At 52.9% G+C, this 13,238-nt stretch carries 9 protein-coding genes; 8 read left to right on the top strand and 1 reads right to left on the bottom strand.

Going from position 1 to position 13,238, the window contains the following annotated elements; all coding sequences use genetic code 11:
- A partial coding sequence (locus tag HMPREF1141_RS17215; protein ID WP_155863685.1) for a transposase occupies nucleotides 1–224 on the bottom strand: 224 nt, incomplete at its 3' end.
- 75 nt (nucleotides 225–299) lie between these two features.
- On the opposite strand from HMPREF1141_RS17215, the gene HMPREF1141_RS16955 reads away from it, so the two are divergent.
- The 8 genes from HMPREF1141_RS16955 to HMPREF1141_RS15985 all read left to right on the top strand — a co-directional run bounded on the left by HMPREF1141_RS16955 (nucleotide 300) and on the right by HMPREF1141_RS15985 (nucleotide 13,237).
- Nucleotides 300–4,811, top strand: a complete 4,512-nt coding sequence (locus HMPREF1141_RS16955; protein ID WP_009066405.1) for an Ig-like domain-containing protein — start codon at nucleotides 300–302, stop codon at nucleotides 4,809–4,811.
- Between the two features lie 692 nt (nucleotides 4,812–5,503).
- Nucleotides 5,504–6,721 carry an ROK family transcriptional regulator gene (locus HMPREF1141_RS16015; protein WP_009066348.1) on the top strand — a complete coding sequence of 406 codons (1,218 nt, stop codon included), beginning with the start codon at nucleotides 5,504–5,506 and terminating at the stop codon, nucleotides 6,719–6,721.
- A 5-nt stretch (nucleotides 6,722–6,726) separates the two neighbouring features.
- Entirely contained in the window at nucleotides 6,727–7,560 is an 834-nt protein-coding gene (locus tag HMPREF1141_RS16010; RefSeq protein ID WP_009066342.1) for a Cof-type HAD-IIB family hydrolase, read from the top strand.
- Between the two features lie 40 nt (nucleotides 7,561–7,600).
- Nucleotides 7,601–9,178, top strand: a complete 1,578-nt coding sequence (locus tag HMPREF1141_RS16005) for a sugar ABC transporter ATP-binding protein (RefSeq protein WP_009066395.1) — start codon at nucleotides 7,601–7,603, stop codon at nucleotides 9,176–9,178.
- Nucleotides 9,165–10,424, top strand: a complete 1,260-nt coding sequence (locus HMPREF1141_RS16000) for a sugar ABC transporter permease (RefSeq protein ID WP_035317314.1) — start codon at nucleotides 9,165–9,167, stop codon at nucleotides 10,422–10,424. The genes HMPREF1141_RS16005 and HMPREF1141_RS16000 overlap by 14 nt, the downstream gene beginning before the upstream one ends.
- A gap of 56 nt (nucleotides 10,425–10,480) precedes the next feature.
- A complete protein-coding gene (locus HMPREF1141_RS15995; RefSeq protein WP_009066435.1) occupies nucleotides 10,481–11,605 on the top strand; it encodes a sugar-binding protein in 1,125 nt (374 codons plus the stop codon).
- A 346-nt stretch (nucleotides 11,606–11,951) separates the two neighbouring features.
- Nucleotides 11,952–12,287 carry a hypothetical protein gene (locus tag HMPREF1141_RS15990; RefSeq protein ID WP_155863684.1) on the top strand — a complete coding sequence of 112 codons (336 nt, stop codon included), beginning with the start codon at nucleotides 11,952–11,954 and terminating at the stop codon, nucleotides 12,285–12,287.
- Nucleotides 12,275–13,237 (top strand): carbohydrate kinase, encoded by a 963-nt coding sequence (locus tag HMPREF1141_RS15985; RefSeq protein WP_009066360.1) that lies wholly within the window; start codon nucleotides 12,275–12,277, stop codon nucleotides 13,235–13,237. Before HMPREF1141_RS15990 ends, HMPREF1141_RS15985 begins: the two co-directional genes overlap by 13 nt.
- Nucleotide 13,238: the final 1 nt, after the last annotated feature.

The raw sequence follows: 13,238 nt of genomic DNA, 5'->3' as shown, positions 1-13,238 counted from the left end.
GCGCAGCCGTACTTTCTGGGAACAGCCTTCCACTGGCATCCTGTGCGTAATACGTAAAAAATCCCTTCCAGCACTTTCCTTGGCGGTATCGGAGGACGGCCTTGTCCGGGTGCGTGTTTATACTTTTTCTGCGGGTCCCGCTTTTTTACTGGTATCTTATCCTTGATTTCTTCCCAAAACTCATCCGATATTGTCCATGACTGATAAGATTTCTTCTCTTTCATTCTTCTCTCACCAGTCCCTATTTTACACCTTGTTTTAATTTATGGATAGGCTCTAAATTTATCAGCTACCAGAACGTGGCGGTAACGCTGCTGGAGCTGGAGAACACAGGTTCCGAGGAGATGACCCTGGAGCTTCGGGTATCCTCTCCCTTTGTGAAAGACCGTTCTGCTGTCCGGGTGGACGGGAAAGAGCAAAAAGAACTGATTGGTTCCCAGAAATCCCCCGCCAACCTGACGGACCTGACGCCACAGCTGACGGGTGACATCAAAGGCTCCGGGCTCGACTACGCGGAGGGCACCTACGATTCCCTGTCGGGAACGGTGAAGATCCCCGCAGGGGAATCGGTTCAGGCCAAAGCGGTCATGTCGTTTGTAACCAAGGAAATTCCCGAGTCAGTAACCGATTATGTCCGGTTTGCCGGGTACACCAATCCCAAGGCGCTGAACACTCAAAAAGAGGAATATAACGAGTGGTGGAATGAAAATATCCCTTACATAGACGTTCCCAACAAAGCGCTGCAAAAAGCGATCGATTACCGGTGGTGGCTGGAGCGCTTCAATCAGCTGGACGCCAACATCCCGGGGTATGATTATCAGTACCCGGTAACGATCGAAGGCGTACTGGGCTACAACAATGCCATCATTCTGACACAGCCCATGCATCTGCAGGATGTCAAATGGATGCGCAGCGCTTATCTGCCTTACGGAATGCTGTTGTCCATCGGCAATGTTGCCCAGCACAGCGCATTCGTCGACAACCCTGGCAACCGCGCCAACTGGAACCGACATCTGGGGCAGTATGTGGCGACAGCGGGCATGGAAGCATACCAGGTGATCGGCGGCAGCAAAAAACTGGCGGAAACCTTCGCCGATTATTTTGAGGGGGACGCCAAAGGGCAGCTGGAGCACTTCAGCCCCGCGCCGGACGGCAAGGATGAACTGACGGACTACCTGATTTCTTATTCCAACGTGGCTCTGACCGGAAATGACAACGACACCATTTCCATGCATTACCCCAATGGAGGCGGGCTGTACTCCCACGCGGAAAACGCCTATGTATACGGTGCGGCGATCGCGTCCAGCAAAATGTATGAACTGGCGGGGAATACGGAAAAGGCCGGGGAAATGAAGGCTTTGGCCGAAAAGATCCAAGAGGCCATTTTAACGGAGCTTTGGTGCGAGCAGGACCAGGCCTTTGAAACAAGGGCAGTCAATCCCAAAGAGGGCTTTGTGGTTCATAATGAAGAAAAGCCCAACCTGGTTCCTTGGAAGGAAAATAACAATTTCAACTATTTCAGCGAAGGGGTCGTCCCGACGGACGAGGAATCGATTGAGAAATACAGCCCCATGCTCTCGATTCTGTCGGATCCCGAACAGTGCCCCATATGGCCGGCCTATACCGCGAACCAGAAGGATAATGAGGTGGCGATCCAAAACGGCGCCAGCCCGACCAATAATTTTTCCAACATCAACTTTACTCTGCAGGCCCGGGCATACGAGGCAGCGCTGAGAACCTATGACAGGGAGCATGCCTATGTATCGCCGGAGATGCTGGCGCGCATGGTGGAATGGCAGGCGTGGAATATGTATCCGGATGCCGGCGACATCACCTATCCCAATAACAACGAATTTTTCAATACGGATGATGACCCGACCCATCAGGAGTATTATCGCTCCTGGATTTACCATAATATCCTCGGCAACTTCAATTATGTTTTTATCGAGGATATGGCTGGAATGCGGGCACGATCCGACGATGTGCTGGAGCTGGATCCCATCAATTTCGGCTACGACCATTTTATGGTGAACAACCTGAAATATCACGGCAAGGACGTAAGCATCGTCTGGCAGGATCCCGCTAACGCGGAAAAAGCGTATCCCGAGGCGGAAACAGGGTTTTCGCTGTATGTGGACCATAAGCTGGTTATGAACAGCGACAAGCTGGCCCATATCGTGTATGATCCTGACAAGAACCAGTTTACCAGCGAGGACGAGGACGTGACCTTCTCCGTCAACAAGTCGGTTTCTCTTGCGGCGGCCGAGGACGTTATCCTGAAAGAAGACCGCGTGGTCAATATGATGGAAAAATCCGGACTCGTTCAGGACGGTGACGGAGCGATTCGGAAAAATCTGGCCGAGGGCGCGCAGGCAGAGGCGAGCTTTACAGCCGAGGCCCGCGACGCCAACTGGAACAGGCACTTTGAGGGAAGTCCCGGGAGAACCCATGTCAATGAAATCACCCCCGACCCATTGGCTGTGACGGACGGCATGACGGTGAATATGCCGTTCTGGGGAAATTACGGCTCTCCCAATTCAACGGATTCCCTGACCCTGAAGCTGGAACAGGCGAAGGAGATCGACCGCATGAACCTGTATTTCTTCAATGACAGGCAGTCGGACGGTTATGCCGCCCCGGCGAAGTATACGGTGGAATACAAGAGCGGCGGAAACTGGAGGCATATGGAGAACCAGACCAGAACGCCCGGCGCGCCCGACGACAACTATAATCAAATTCTGTTTGACCCGGTGACGACTGACGAAGTGCGCGTTACATTCCAAAACGCTCCAGGTCACTCCACAGCGGTCACGGAAATTCAGCTGTACAATGACGGCGGAGAGCGCTCCAATGTGGAAAACCAGGCGCCTGAGGTGACGCTGCTGGCGGATTACAGCAAGGCCTCCGATCTCAAGCTCGGTTTGATCGGCACGGTCAGCGACGACGGTATGCCTTATGATCGGCCCGCCGCCACATTCGAGTGGTCTGTCATCAAAAAACCCGGAGAGGGGTCCAGAGTCTATTTCAGCGATGAAGACACCCTGACTCCATCAATTTCTTGCTCCGATCCCGGAGAATATACCGTTCGGCTGACTGCCGATGACGGAGAAAAGACGACGGAACGGGAAATTACCGTGACGATCACCCGTTCCGAAACCCGTGAGGACGTCGATATCGCCCCCAAGGGAACGATTGATGCGTATCCCAAGATGTACGGCGGCCTGGAAAATGTCAATAACCCGGATAATCAGCCGAAAGGCACTTATGCGGATGCCGCCTGGGACGGCTTCTGGTATGACATTTATAATGGGTGGAAGCCCGACGGTTCCAATACGAAAAGCAATACCAGCTGGCTTTCCTGCACGTGGAGCGATCCCGTGAATGTTTCCAAGGCGGATATTTATTGGCTGACCAAGGATACCTGGACGATGCTCCCGAAGGACTTTACCATTCAGTATAAAGGGGAAGACGGCAATTGGCATGACGTATCCCTGCAGACGGATACCAAGCAGGCGCTGAAGACAGGCCAATACAATACGGTAGAATTTTCTCCTGTTCTGACTACCGCCCTGCGTGTTCTAGCTACCATCACTCAGCCTTCGGGGGGAATCGGCGTAGCGAGATGGAAAATTTATACCACCAGAGTAGAAAGCGTGGACCCGGTCTTTGTGATGACCGGCGTCAATGAAGAACCGGACCTGCCGGAAATCGTAGAAGTTACCCTTTCCGACGGCTCCAAAATGGAGATGGATGTGGATTGGGACGACATTCCAGAGGAGAAGCTGGAGCACGACGGAGAATTTGAACTCGGCGGCATCAATCAGGAGATGGCTACCTTCTTCCATGCGACGGTTTATGTCCGCAGCCAGACCCAGGTGACGGTCAATTCGGTAGAGACGGTGCGTGTTACTATAAAGCCCGGCGAAATGCCAAGGCTGCCTTCCACCGTCAAGGTGCAGTACAATAACGGAGCCTATGACAATGTCCATACACAGGTAGAGTGGGGCGAGATTCCGGAAGAGTACCTGACCGAACCAGGAACCTACACTTTAACTGATTTGGGCGCACTCATTGTCAAAGAGAATGTTCTGGCCAACGATAAGGCGGCCACACTGATTTTGAAGGTGACCGGCGCACTCAAAATTACGGTGGAGAACGGCACGGCGGATCAGGAATCGGCCGAGGCCGGGGAAACCGTGACGATCACTGCCAATCCGGCTCCCACAGGAAAGACCTTTGACAAATGGACCAGCGAGGACGGTATCGTATTCGCGGACGCGTCCAAAGCGGCCACCACCTTCCAGATGCCGGATCAGCCGGTAACAGTAACGGCGGTCTACCGCAGTAAAGGCGGGTCTACCTCGGATGATGATGATGATGATGATGATGATGATGATGATGATGATGATGATGATCGGTCCGGTTCCTCTAAACCGTTGCCCACCTCTCCAACTGATCCTGGTTTGGGCAGGGTTTGGAATGGTGAGGTAGGCCCTACGGGTGGTGCGCTGTATCTGGATACCAAGAGCTATTCCATGGCTCCTGGAAACATCTATGACATCAAAGCGGTCCTGAAAGGCTATCCTATTTCTAGCCTGAAAGTCTATTCCTCCCGAAGCGGGATTGCCAGGGTGGAACTGTTGCCCAGCGGCAATTACCGGGTGACAGGGCTGCAGTCTGGAACCACCTATATTATGTTTGAAGCCTTCGGCACGGACGGCTCTCTTCTGAACCACGCCTCCGTCAAGGTGGACGTGGCGCCGGGGGTTATTCAGGGCGGCGTGAGAAATGCGGCGGCCAGCCTGTTCTAAAACAGATATTTGAAAGGCTAAAACTGTCGGATTCAATCAGGAAGGTTGAAAAAGTGCAAACATGTCCCCGGAATGTGAAGGCAGGAAAACTGCCGGCACAGAAAGGGGGCATGTTTTCTGTTTTGCCAGTCCGGCTTTCCCAATCTTTTCCGATCCTTTCTGGATGCAGCAGGCGAAAAACCTAACTGCTAGACTCCTTTGATTAAAATTTCCTGCTTTTGAATATGCTAAATGGTGGGAGGGTTTAGAGATGAGCAAATGGGTTGCGGTGCTTTTCGCCTCTGAACCCTTTCGCTATTTTTATTGGGTGCTTTTTCGCATCATAAAAGTCCGTCTGCCTGATGATGATTTACGGAACTGTTGGAATTTGCACACAGGCAAGAGCTTGGGCAGCGAAAATTGTGCCAAGTCACGTTGTATATAAGTGAAAGAGAAGCAGGTGGTTTCAAGCCGCCTGCTTCTCTTTTTCAGCCCCTTTCGCGATTTTGTAAACGTTTGACATCCGCTTTTCATAGATCAACAAATTGGCGTATTGGCGCCAAAAAGCGCATTATCTCGTATATAGGCACAAAAATAATCAACTTTAATAAAAAATAGTTGACATATTGATGTTTCTCGATTAATATATTAACAGAGTAAATCAATTAACGCCGTGTATCCACACAGAAGCGAGAAAAGGACGGCAAGCGAAAATGACAGGTGCGATTGGCAAAAATAACAGTGATTTGACCGAAATGAATCGCTCCGCTGTTGTGAGAATATTGCAGCAGCAGGAGGTATGTTCCCGAGCGGACATTGCCCGACAAACGGGTCTTACTCAGGCGGCTATTACCAAAATAGTTGCGTCGATGATGGAGATGGGCATTGTATCCGAGGTGGGAATCATAACGGGCGGCGACAACCGCCGTTCCATAGGGCTTAGGCTGAATGCTGATAAGCATCAAATCATTGGGGTAAAGTTTGCAAGACAGATGTTTGCGGTAGGCGTGTTCGATATTTCAGGTAAGATATACATACACACGGAAACGAAGTTTCCATTTGAGGAAGATCCCCAGAAGGTGCTTTCTGCCATGAAAGAGCAGATACACGACATGCTGAAGAAATATGAAAATGTCGTTTCCATTGGCCTTGCCGTTCCGGGGCCTTACTTAAGGGATGAAGGCCGTATTGCGGTCGTTACCCAAATGTCCGCCTGGCACACAATCAATTTTATTGAGGAATTCAAAGAAGAGTTTAATAAGCCCGTTTTTATAGAGCATGACGCAAACGCGGGTGCATTGGCCGAATGGTTATTCGGCGGGCATACCCAGCCGCTGCACACGCTGGCATATTTTCTGGTGGGCGACGGTGTGGGTGCCGGTATCATTGAACGCGGCCGACTTTTCCTTGGGGTACAGGGCACCGCATGTGAAACCGGGCACATCAGCGTGGATGTCCACGGCCCGCGCTGTGAATGCGGGAACTATGGCTGCCTTGAAATGTATTGTTCGGCTTCGGCCATCTTGAAAAAAGTGCAGGAGCGTGTGCCGGAATGCCTTCCCTGTGAAAATCCGCAAAGCAGCGACGCCTGCATCGCCGTTTTTGAAGCGGCTCGTGCCGGCAATCAAAAAGCGCTGGATGTGGTGCGGGAGACAGCGGAGTATATCGGTTACGGCTGTGTTACGCTGATCAACGCCTATAACCCCGACATTATTATCCTTGGTGACGTCGTATCTCAGGGAGGGGATTTGCTGCTGCCGATTGTTCAGGAAGTGGTAAGGCAGCGTGTCATTCCCGAGCTGCACACCAAGGTTCGGATTAAAATATCGAATCTCAAGGTAGACCCTACTCTTTATGGCGCAGCCGCCACAGCAACGGATAAGGTGTTGCAGCTGCCCAGTAAGTTTTCGGCGGCAGGCAAAAGGGGGTAAGACAAATGATTGCTCCCGAGCCAACGCAGTATCAAATGGTCTTTTGCGATATTGACGGAACGCTCCTGGATTCAACACATCGTATTTCCCCGGGTACCAGACAAAAAATACAGGAGCTGGATCGGATCGGCATCCCTTTTATCCTTGTTTCGGCGCGCATGCCCTCGGCAATTTTTCCTCTGCAGCGCGAATTGGGGATCAAAGCACCCATTGTTTGCTACAGCGGCGCACTGATCCTTAATGAACACGGGGACCCGGTCAAAACGGTCGGCATCGATCGGGGAAAAGCGATTCTGATCGATGACTTCGTGAAAAGGGAATGGAAGGATGTTTGCTGCAGCGCCTATTGTCACCGTGACTGGATTTCAGACAATATTCATGACAGATGGATCATGCAGGAACAAAGCATCACGGCTTCGGTGCCGAAAGAAGGCAAAATTTCTGATTTTGTCCCACAAAAAGGGCAGGTACATAAGCTTTTGTGTATGGGGAAAGCAGGGGCGATCGCAGACCTTACTCATGCACTGAAGGAAAGCTTCTCCGGGCTTTCCGTTTACTGCTCCAAAGACACCTATCTGGAAATTATGAACGAAGCCGCTTCAAAATCCGGGGCGGTCAAGCATCTTTGTGAGGCGTATGGCATTCCCATGGAGGCTACCGTATCTTTCGGCGACAATTTCAACGATATCGATATGCTGCTTGCCACCGGTACCTGCTTTGCGATGGGCAACGCGCCGCCGGAGGTAAAAAGACAGGTGCGGAATGTGACGGAAGACAACGACCATGAGGGTGTGCTCGCGGGACTGGAACAGTTGAATTTTGCAGAAAATCGTATATAAATTTTGCTTGTGAACATGCAAGCGTATGGGGAGTGTAGTTATGGAACGTCCCTTGATCCTGCAGATGCAGGGTATTACCAAACTCTTTCCGGGTGTGCGTGCACTCGACGATGTGACGCTGGAGGTGCGTGAAGGCGACATTCACGCAATCTGCGGCGAGAACGGAGCGGGAAAATCGACCTTGATGAAAGTCCTTTCCGGTGTGTATCCCCACGGTTCCTATGAAGGCAGGATCATTTATATGGAAAATGAAATTGCCTTCAAGGACATCAAAGAATCGGAGAAAGCCGGCATCGCGATCATTCACCAGGAGCTGACAATGATTCCGGAGCTATCCATTACCGAAAACATTTTTTTGGGAAACGAAACCGTCAATCACGGGCTGATCGACTGGGATGCCCAGCGGCGCCGCACGGTAGAGCTGCTGGAGAGGGTGGGGCTGACGATCGATCCCGACACCCCGATCAAGCACCTGGGCGTGGGCCAGCAGCAATTGGTAGAAATCGCGAAGGCGCTTTCCAAAAACGTCCGGCTGCTGATTCTGGATGAGCCGACCTCCGCGCTCAACGAGACCGACTCCGCGAACCTGCTTGAGCTCATGCGGGGCCTGAAAAGCCGGGATATCACCTGTATCATGATCTCACACAAGCTCAACGAGATCGCGGCGATCGCCGACGCCGTCACCGTCATCCGCGATGGCCGCACGGTCGAAACGTTCTATGTTGAAGCGGGACAAATTGATGAGGACCGCATCATCCGCGCCATGGTAGGGCGCTCCATCGAAAACCGCTTTCCCACCCACGAATCGCATCCCGGCGAGGTGATCTTCGAGGTGTCCGACTGGCGTGTGGAAGACCCCAATATTCCGGGCCGGATGATCTGCAAGGACTCCAGCTTCTTTGTCAGAGCCGGAGAGATCGTCGGCTTTGCCGGCCTGATGGGCGCGGGAAGAACAGAGCTGATGCGGTCCATCTTTGGCCGAAACTACGGCGTGTACCTGGGCGGCTCTATCAAAATCCGGGGGAAAGAGATTCGCGTCACCTCAGTTGCCTCCGCCATCCGTCAGGGCATCGCCTATGTTCCCGAGGATCGCAAGACCTTGGGGCTCAACCTGCTGGACAGTATCCGCATCACCACCGTGTCGGCAAACCTAAGGGGCATTCTGCGCGGCAGACTCCTTGATTTGGATAAGGAATTTCAGGTTGCCGAACACTACCGCGACTCCTTAAATGTCAAGACGCACAGCGTGAACAGCGGCGTGACCACCTTGTCCGGCGGGAACCAGCAAAAGGTTGTTTTGGGCAAGTGGATGTTTACAGAGCCGGATGTTTTGATTCTTGACGAGCCTACCCGCGGGATCGACGTTGGCGCCAAGTACGAAATCTATCGCCTGATTCAGCATCTTGCGGATCAGGGGAAAGCAGTCATCATCATTTCCTCCGAGCTGCCTGAGCTGCTGGGTATATCGGACAGAATCTACACCGTCTTTGAGGGGAGCATCACAGGCGTGTTGGACCGTCAGGACGCCGATCAGGAAAAACTGATGAGAATGATGACAAATACCTCCAAATTGGAATCTAACGCGGAAAGGACAGAAATGCTTTATGAGGTATCTTAAGAAAGTACTTGGCGGCGGATTGCGGCAGTACAGCATGGTGATTGCCTTAGTGGCGCTTACCATCATCTTTAATATTGCTTCGGGAGGGAGAATGATCACCTCCTCCAACTTTCAGAACCTGATTTCCGGGAATGCGTATGTGCTGGTGCTGGCGATCGGAATGCTGATGGTGATCGTGATCGGACAGATCGATCTGTCCGTCGGTTCAGTGGCCGGATTCGCGGGAATGGTAATGGCCCTTTCCGCGCGGGATTTCGGCTTGCCGTGGTGGCTCGCGGTGCTCCTCGCACTCGCGATCGGTGCGGCCGCCGGCGCGTGGCAGGGGTTCTGGCTCGCGAAGCTCGGGATTCCCGGTTTTATTACAACACTCGGCGGCATGATGATTTTCCGCGGCGGCGTCATCTGGATTTCAAGGTCCATCTCGGTGCCGGCACCGCAGGAGCTCAAGGTGTTCGGTTCGGGATATTTGCCCGACTGGGGCCCTGCTACAGGAATAAATAACTCGACTCTGCTGCTGGGGATCATCGCGATCGTCGCTTTCGCCTTTGCGCAGCTGCGCGGGCGTACGCGTTCGGCCAACCTGACCGGAAAAACAGAGGAGCTTTGGCCGGTGGTGGTTCGGATTGTTCTGGTCGGTGTGATCATCGGTTACTTAACCTGGGTTTTCGGCACTGGCCGCCCCGGCACATCCTTCCCCGTACCGGGCCTGATTCTCGTGATTTTGATCATTATCTATCACACGATCACCCAGCGCACTAGATTTGGCCGGCATATCTATGCTGTCGGCGGCAACAAAACCTCGGCTGCATTGTCTGGCGTCAATGTCCAGAAAACCTATTTCCTCACGATGCTCAATATGTCCCTGCTTGCGGCTTTGGCCGGAATCATGTTTGTGGGCAGATCGACCGCAGCAGGTCCGTCGGATGGTACCGGATGGGAGCTCGACGCCATTGCGTCGGTCTTTATCGGCGGCGCGGCTGTTTCGGGTGGTGTCGGTACCGTTTTTGCCACAATGATCGGTGGACTGGTGATGGCCGTTCTCAACTCCGGGCTGATGCTCATGGGCGTTGGCGCTGACCGCACTCAGGTCATTAAGGGCCTGGTGCTGCTCGCTGCGGTTGCTTTCGATGTGTTCAACAAGCAGCAGGGCCGCCCCTCCATTACAGGAAGACTGTTTCCCACAAAGGAAGGCAAACTCCAGGATGGCGAACCTCAGAAAGGTACCCCTGCCAGCAGCGATTCCTGACAGACTGATGGCCGGGCCTTGCATATTAGTCGACGGACTTAAAACAGGAGGTTAATATGAAAACGAAAAAGCGTCTATCTCTGTTACTCGCAGCAGCACTTACCATGACAACAGCACTGACCGGCTGCGGCGGAACACAGCAAACTACTTCTTCCGCTGCGCCTGCACCCGCCTCTTCCACCCCCGCTGAATCCGGCGCCGCCGGATTCGCAGCAGACGCAACCATCGGCGTTGCACTGCCCTGGCTGGGCACCCAGAACTGGAAAGAAGCGGATGAGATGTTCCGGGCCCAGCTCGAAGCTGCGGGCTTCAAGGCAATCGTCCAGCACGCTGACAACAAGGTTCCCCAACAGCAGCAGCAAATCGAGTCTATGATTCAGAACGGCGCTAAAGTGATCGTCGTCGGCCCTGTCGACGGTTCTCAGCTCGGAGCGGTTCTGGAAGAAGCGAAGGCGGCCGGCATCAGCATCATCGGCTATGACCGCCTCATCGAGAACACCACCGGCATCGACGGCGTGGTGCAGTTCGGCAGCATCAAGACCGGCGAACTGCAGGGGCAGGCTCTGCTCGACGGACTGGCTGCTCAGAAGGGCAAGGGTCCTTACAACATCGAATTGTTCGGCGGCGGACCTGCCGACCCGAACGCTCCCAACTTCTTCAAAGGCGCTATGAAAGTCCTCCAGCCCAAGATCGACGACGGTACGCTGGTTGTCGTTTCCGGCCAGACCGATTTCACCCAGTGCGCTACCATGGATTGGGATAACTCTAAGGCCCAGGCCCGTATGGATTCCCTCCTCTCCGGCTTCTACTCCAATAAGGAAATCGACGGCGTTCTCTCTCCCAATGACGGAATCGCCCGCGCGATCATCACCGCATCCGAGCAGGCCGGCCAGAAGATTCCCGTTGTTTCGGGCCTTGACGCTGAGAACGAGTCTGTTGAGTGGATTTGGTCCGGCAAACAGTATTCTACCGTAGCCAAACCGACCGATGTTCTGGTAGGCAAAACGATTGAGATCATCAAGTCGCTGCAGGCTGGCAAAGGAATGCCCGCCCCCGATACAACCGTAGAAAATGGCAAGAAAGACGTCGGCGTCTATGAACTGGCTCCGATCGTTGTCACCAAGGAAAATGCAAAAGAAGTATTCGCGAATGATTCCGGCCGTATGGCTCTCCTGAAATAAGCAATCCGAAGAACCTGTATTGGCAAGTGAGAAATACCGCTAAGATGATTCTTTCAGGATACGAATACAGGTTCTGAGCTCTTGCAAAGGGGACGGCGGAGGATATTCCTTTGCCGTCCGATTTGCAGACGCGAAAATTCCTGCTGAATGGAACATTCATATGAAATTGTAGTTGATGTGAAATGACATTGCTTTGGACGCGGTGATGAAATCGCTGGAGAAAGCAGTGGGAACATAATTGAAATCAGCACTCCTTTTGTGCTAAAATAAGACAAGAATTTTCATTGGTAATTCGTATTTAAGAAGCTCGGCGGAAAATTCATCGCCAAAATGGTTGTTTCGAGCTGTGAAAGCAGGTTCTAAGCTTGGTGTTTATAATGCGGTAATCATGGCGTTCATGGAAAAGCCAGGGCAAACCAGCGACAAAATGTTCACACGCCACGCAAATATTGAGTGTAGCCTGAGAGCCATAGTCAAACAACTTAAAAATGAACATTCATTTTTCAAGCAGTGGGTTTTGTCCGAGGGCACGCAAGGCGTGCATTTGACGGTGCAGTCGGAGCAATGGCCGCTGCTTGTGGGCTTCTGTGGCGAAACCGCTGCAGACTTCAAAGAGACTGCTGCTTTTTTGAAGTTGCTCGACTACAAATTTTTTTCGGGAGTGATTGAATGTTCGATATAGTCGCGTTGGGTGAGCTACTGATTGACTTTACATACCACGGCAGAAGCGAAAACGGGATGCGCCTGTTTGAGCAGAACCCCGGCGGCGCGCCTGCGAACATGCTTTGTGCCGCTTCGAATTTAGGATCAAGCACTGCGTTTATCGGCAAGGTAGGCAGGGATATGCACGGGGATTATCTGCGCAGGGTGCTGGAAGAAAAGGGCGTCGATACCGGCGGACTGATCAGCGCGGAGGATGTGTTTACGACGCTTGCGTTTGTTGAGCTGTCTGAAACGGGCGAGCGCAAATTCTCGTTTGCACGCAAGCCCGGTGCAGACACCTGTCTTACAGCGTGCGAGGTGAAGCGTGAGTTGTTAGAGGGGTGCAGGATTTTCCATTTTGGTTCCCTCTCACTGACCGATGAGCCTTCGCGTTCTGCCACAATAGAAGCGGTGAAAGCCGCAAAAAAAGCCGGGGCAATCATCTCTTACGACCCGAACTACCGTGCGCCGCTCTGGAAAAGTGAGGACGAAGCCACCGAGATCATGCGAAGCGTCCTTCCTTTTGCGGACATTGTCAAAATCAGCGACGAGGAAGTCGGGCTGATCACGGGCGAATCTTCTCCCGAGGCTGCCGCCGGGTGCCTTTTTCAAAAAGGAATTTCCTGTGCGGTCGTCACGCTTGGCAGCAACGGCGCCTATACCGCAGTGGAAGGCGCGTCTGCGCTCGTTTCTGTTCCCGATGTTCCGGTGGTTGACACCACAGGCGCCGGGGATGCTTTCTGGGGTGGCTTCCTTTATCAGCTGGCCATGAGCGGGCTTCGCCCCAATGAGCTCGGCGAAGCACAGCTCCGGGATTTTACCGAATTTGCCAACGCGGTCGCCACACTGTGCGTTCAAAAGCGCGGGGGGATACCGGCGATGCCCACAATCAACATGGTCAGGGATTTTCTTGACCGAAAAGAGGGATGAC

Origin of the sequence: Clostridium sp. MSTE9 (genome assembly GCF_000277625.1) — a bacterium.
Lineage (GTDB): Bacteria > Bacillota > Clostridia > Oscillospirales > Acutalibacteraceae > Faecalispora > Faecalispora jeddahensis.
This window is presented reverse-complemented; position numbering and strand designations above follow the sequence as displayed.

What these genes read in the sequence shown, in the direction of transcription:
- HMPREF1141_RS16015 (WP_009066348.1), top strand. Translation starts at nt 5,504, where the DNA reads ATGACAGGTGCGATTGGCAAAAATAACAGTGATTTGACCGAAATGAAT.
- HMPREF1141_RS16010 (WP_009066342.1), top strand. Translation starts at nt 6,727, where the DNA reads ATGATTGCTCCCGAGCCAACGCAGTATCAAATGGTCTTTTGCGATATT.
- HMPREF1141_RS16005 (WP_009066395.1), top strand. Translation starts at nt 7,601, where the DNA reads ATGGAACGTCCCTTGATCCTGCAGATGCAGGGTATTACCAAACTCTTT.
- HMPREF1141_RS16000 (WP_035317314.1), top strand. Translation starts at nt 9,165, where the DNA reads ATGAGGTATCTTAAGAAAGTACTTGGCGGCGGATTGCGGCAGTACAGC.
- HMPREF1141_RS15995 (WP_009066435.1), top strand. Translation starts at nt 10,481, where the DNA reads ATGAAAACGAAAAAGCGTCTATCTCTGTTACTCGCAGCAGCACTTACC.
- HMPREF1141_RS15985 (WP_009066360.1), top strand. Translation starts at nt 12,275, where the DNA reads ATGTTCGATATAGTCGCGTTGGGTGAGCTACTGATTGACTTTACATAC.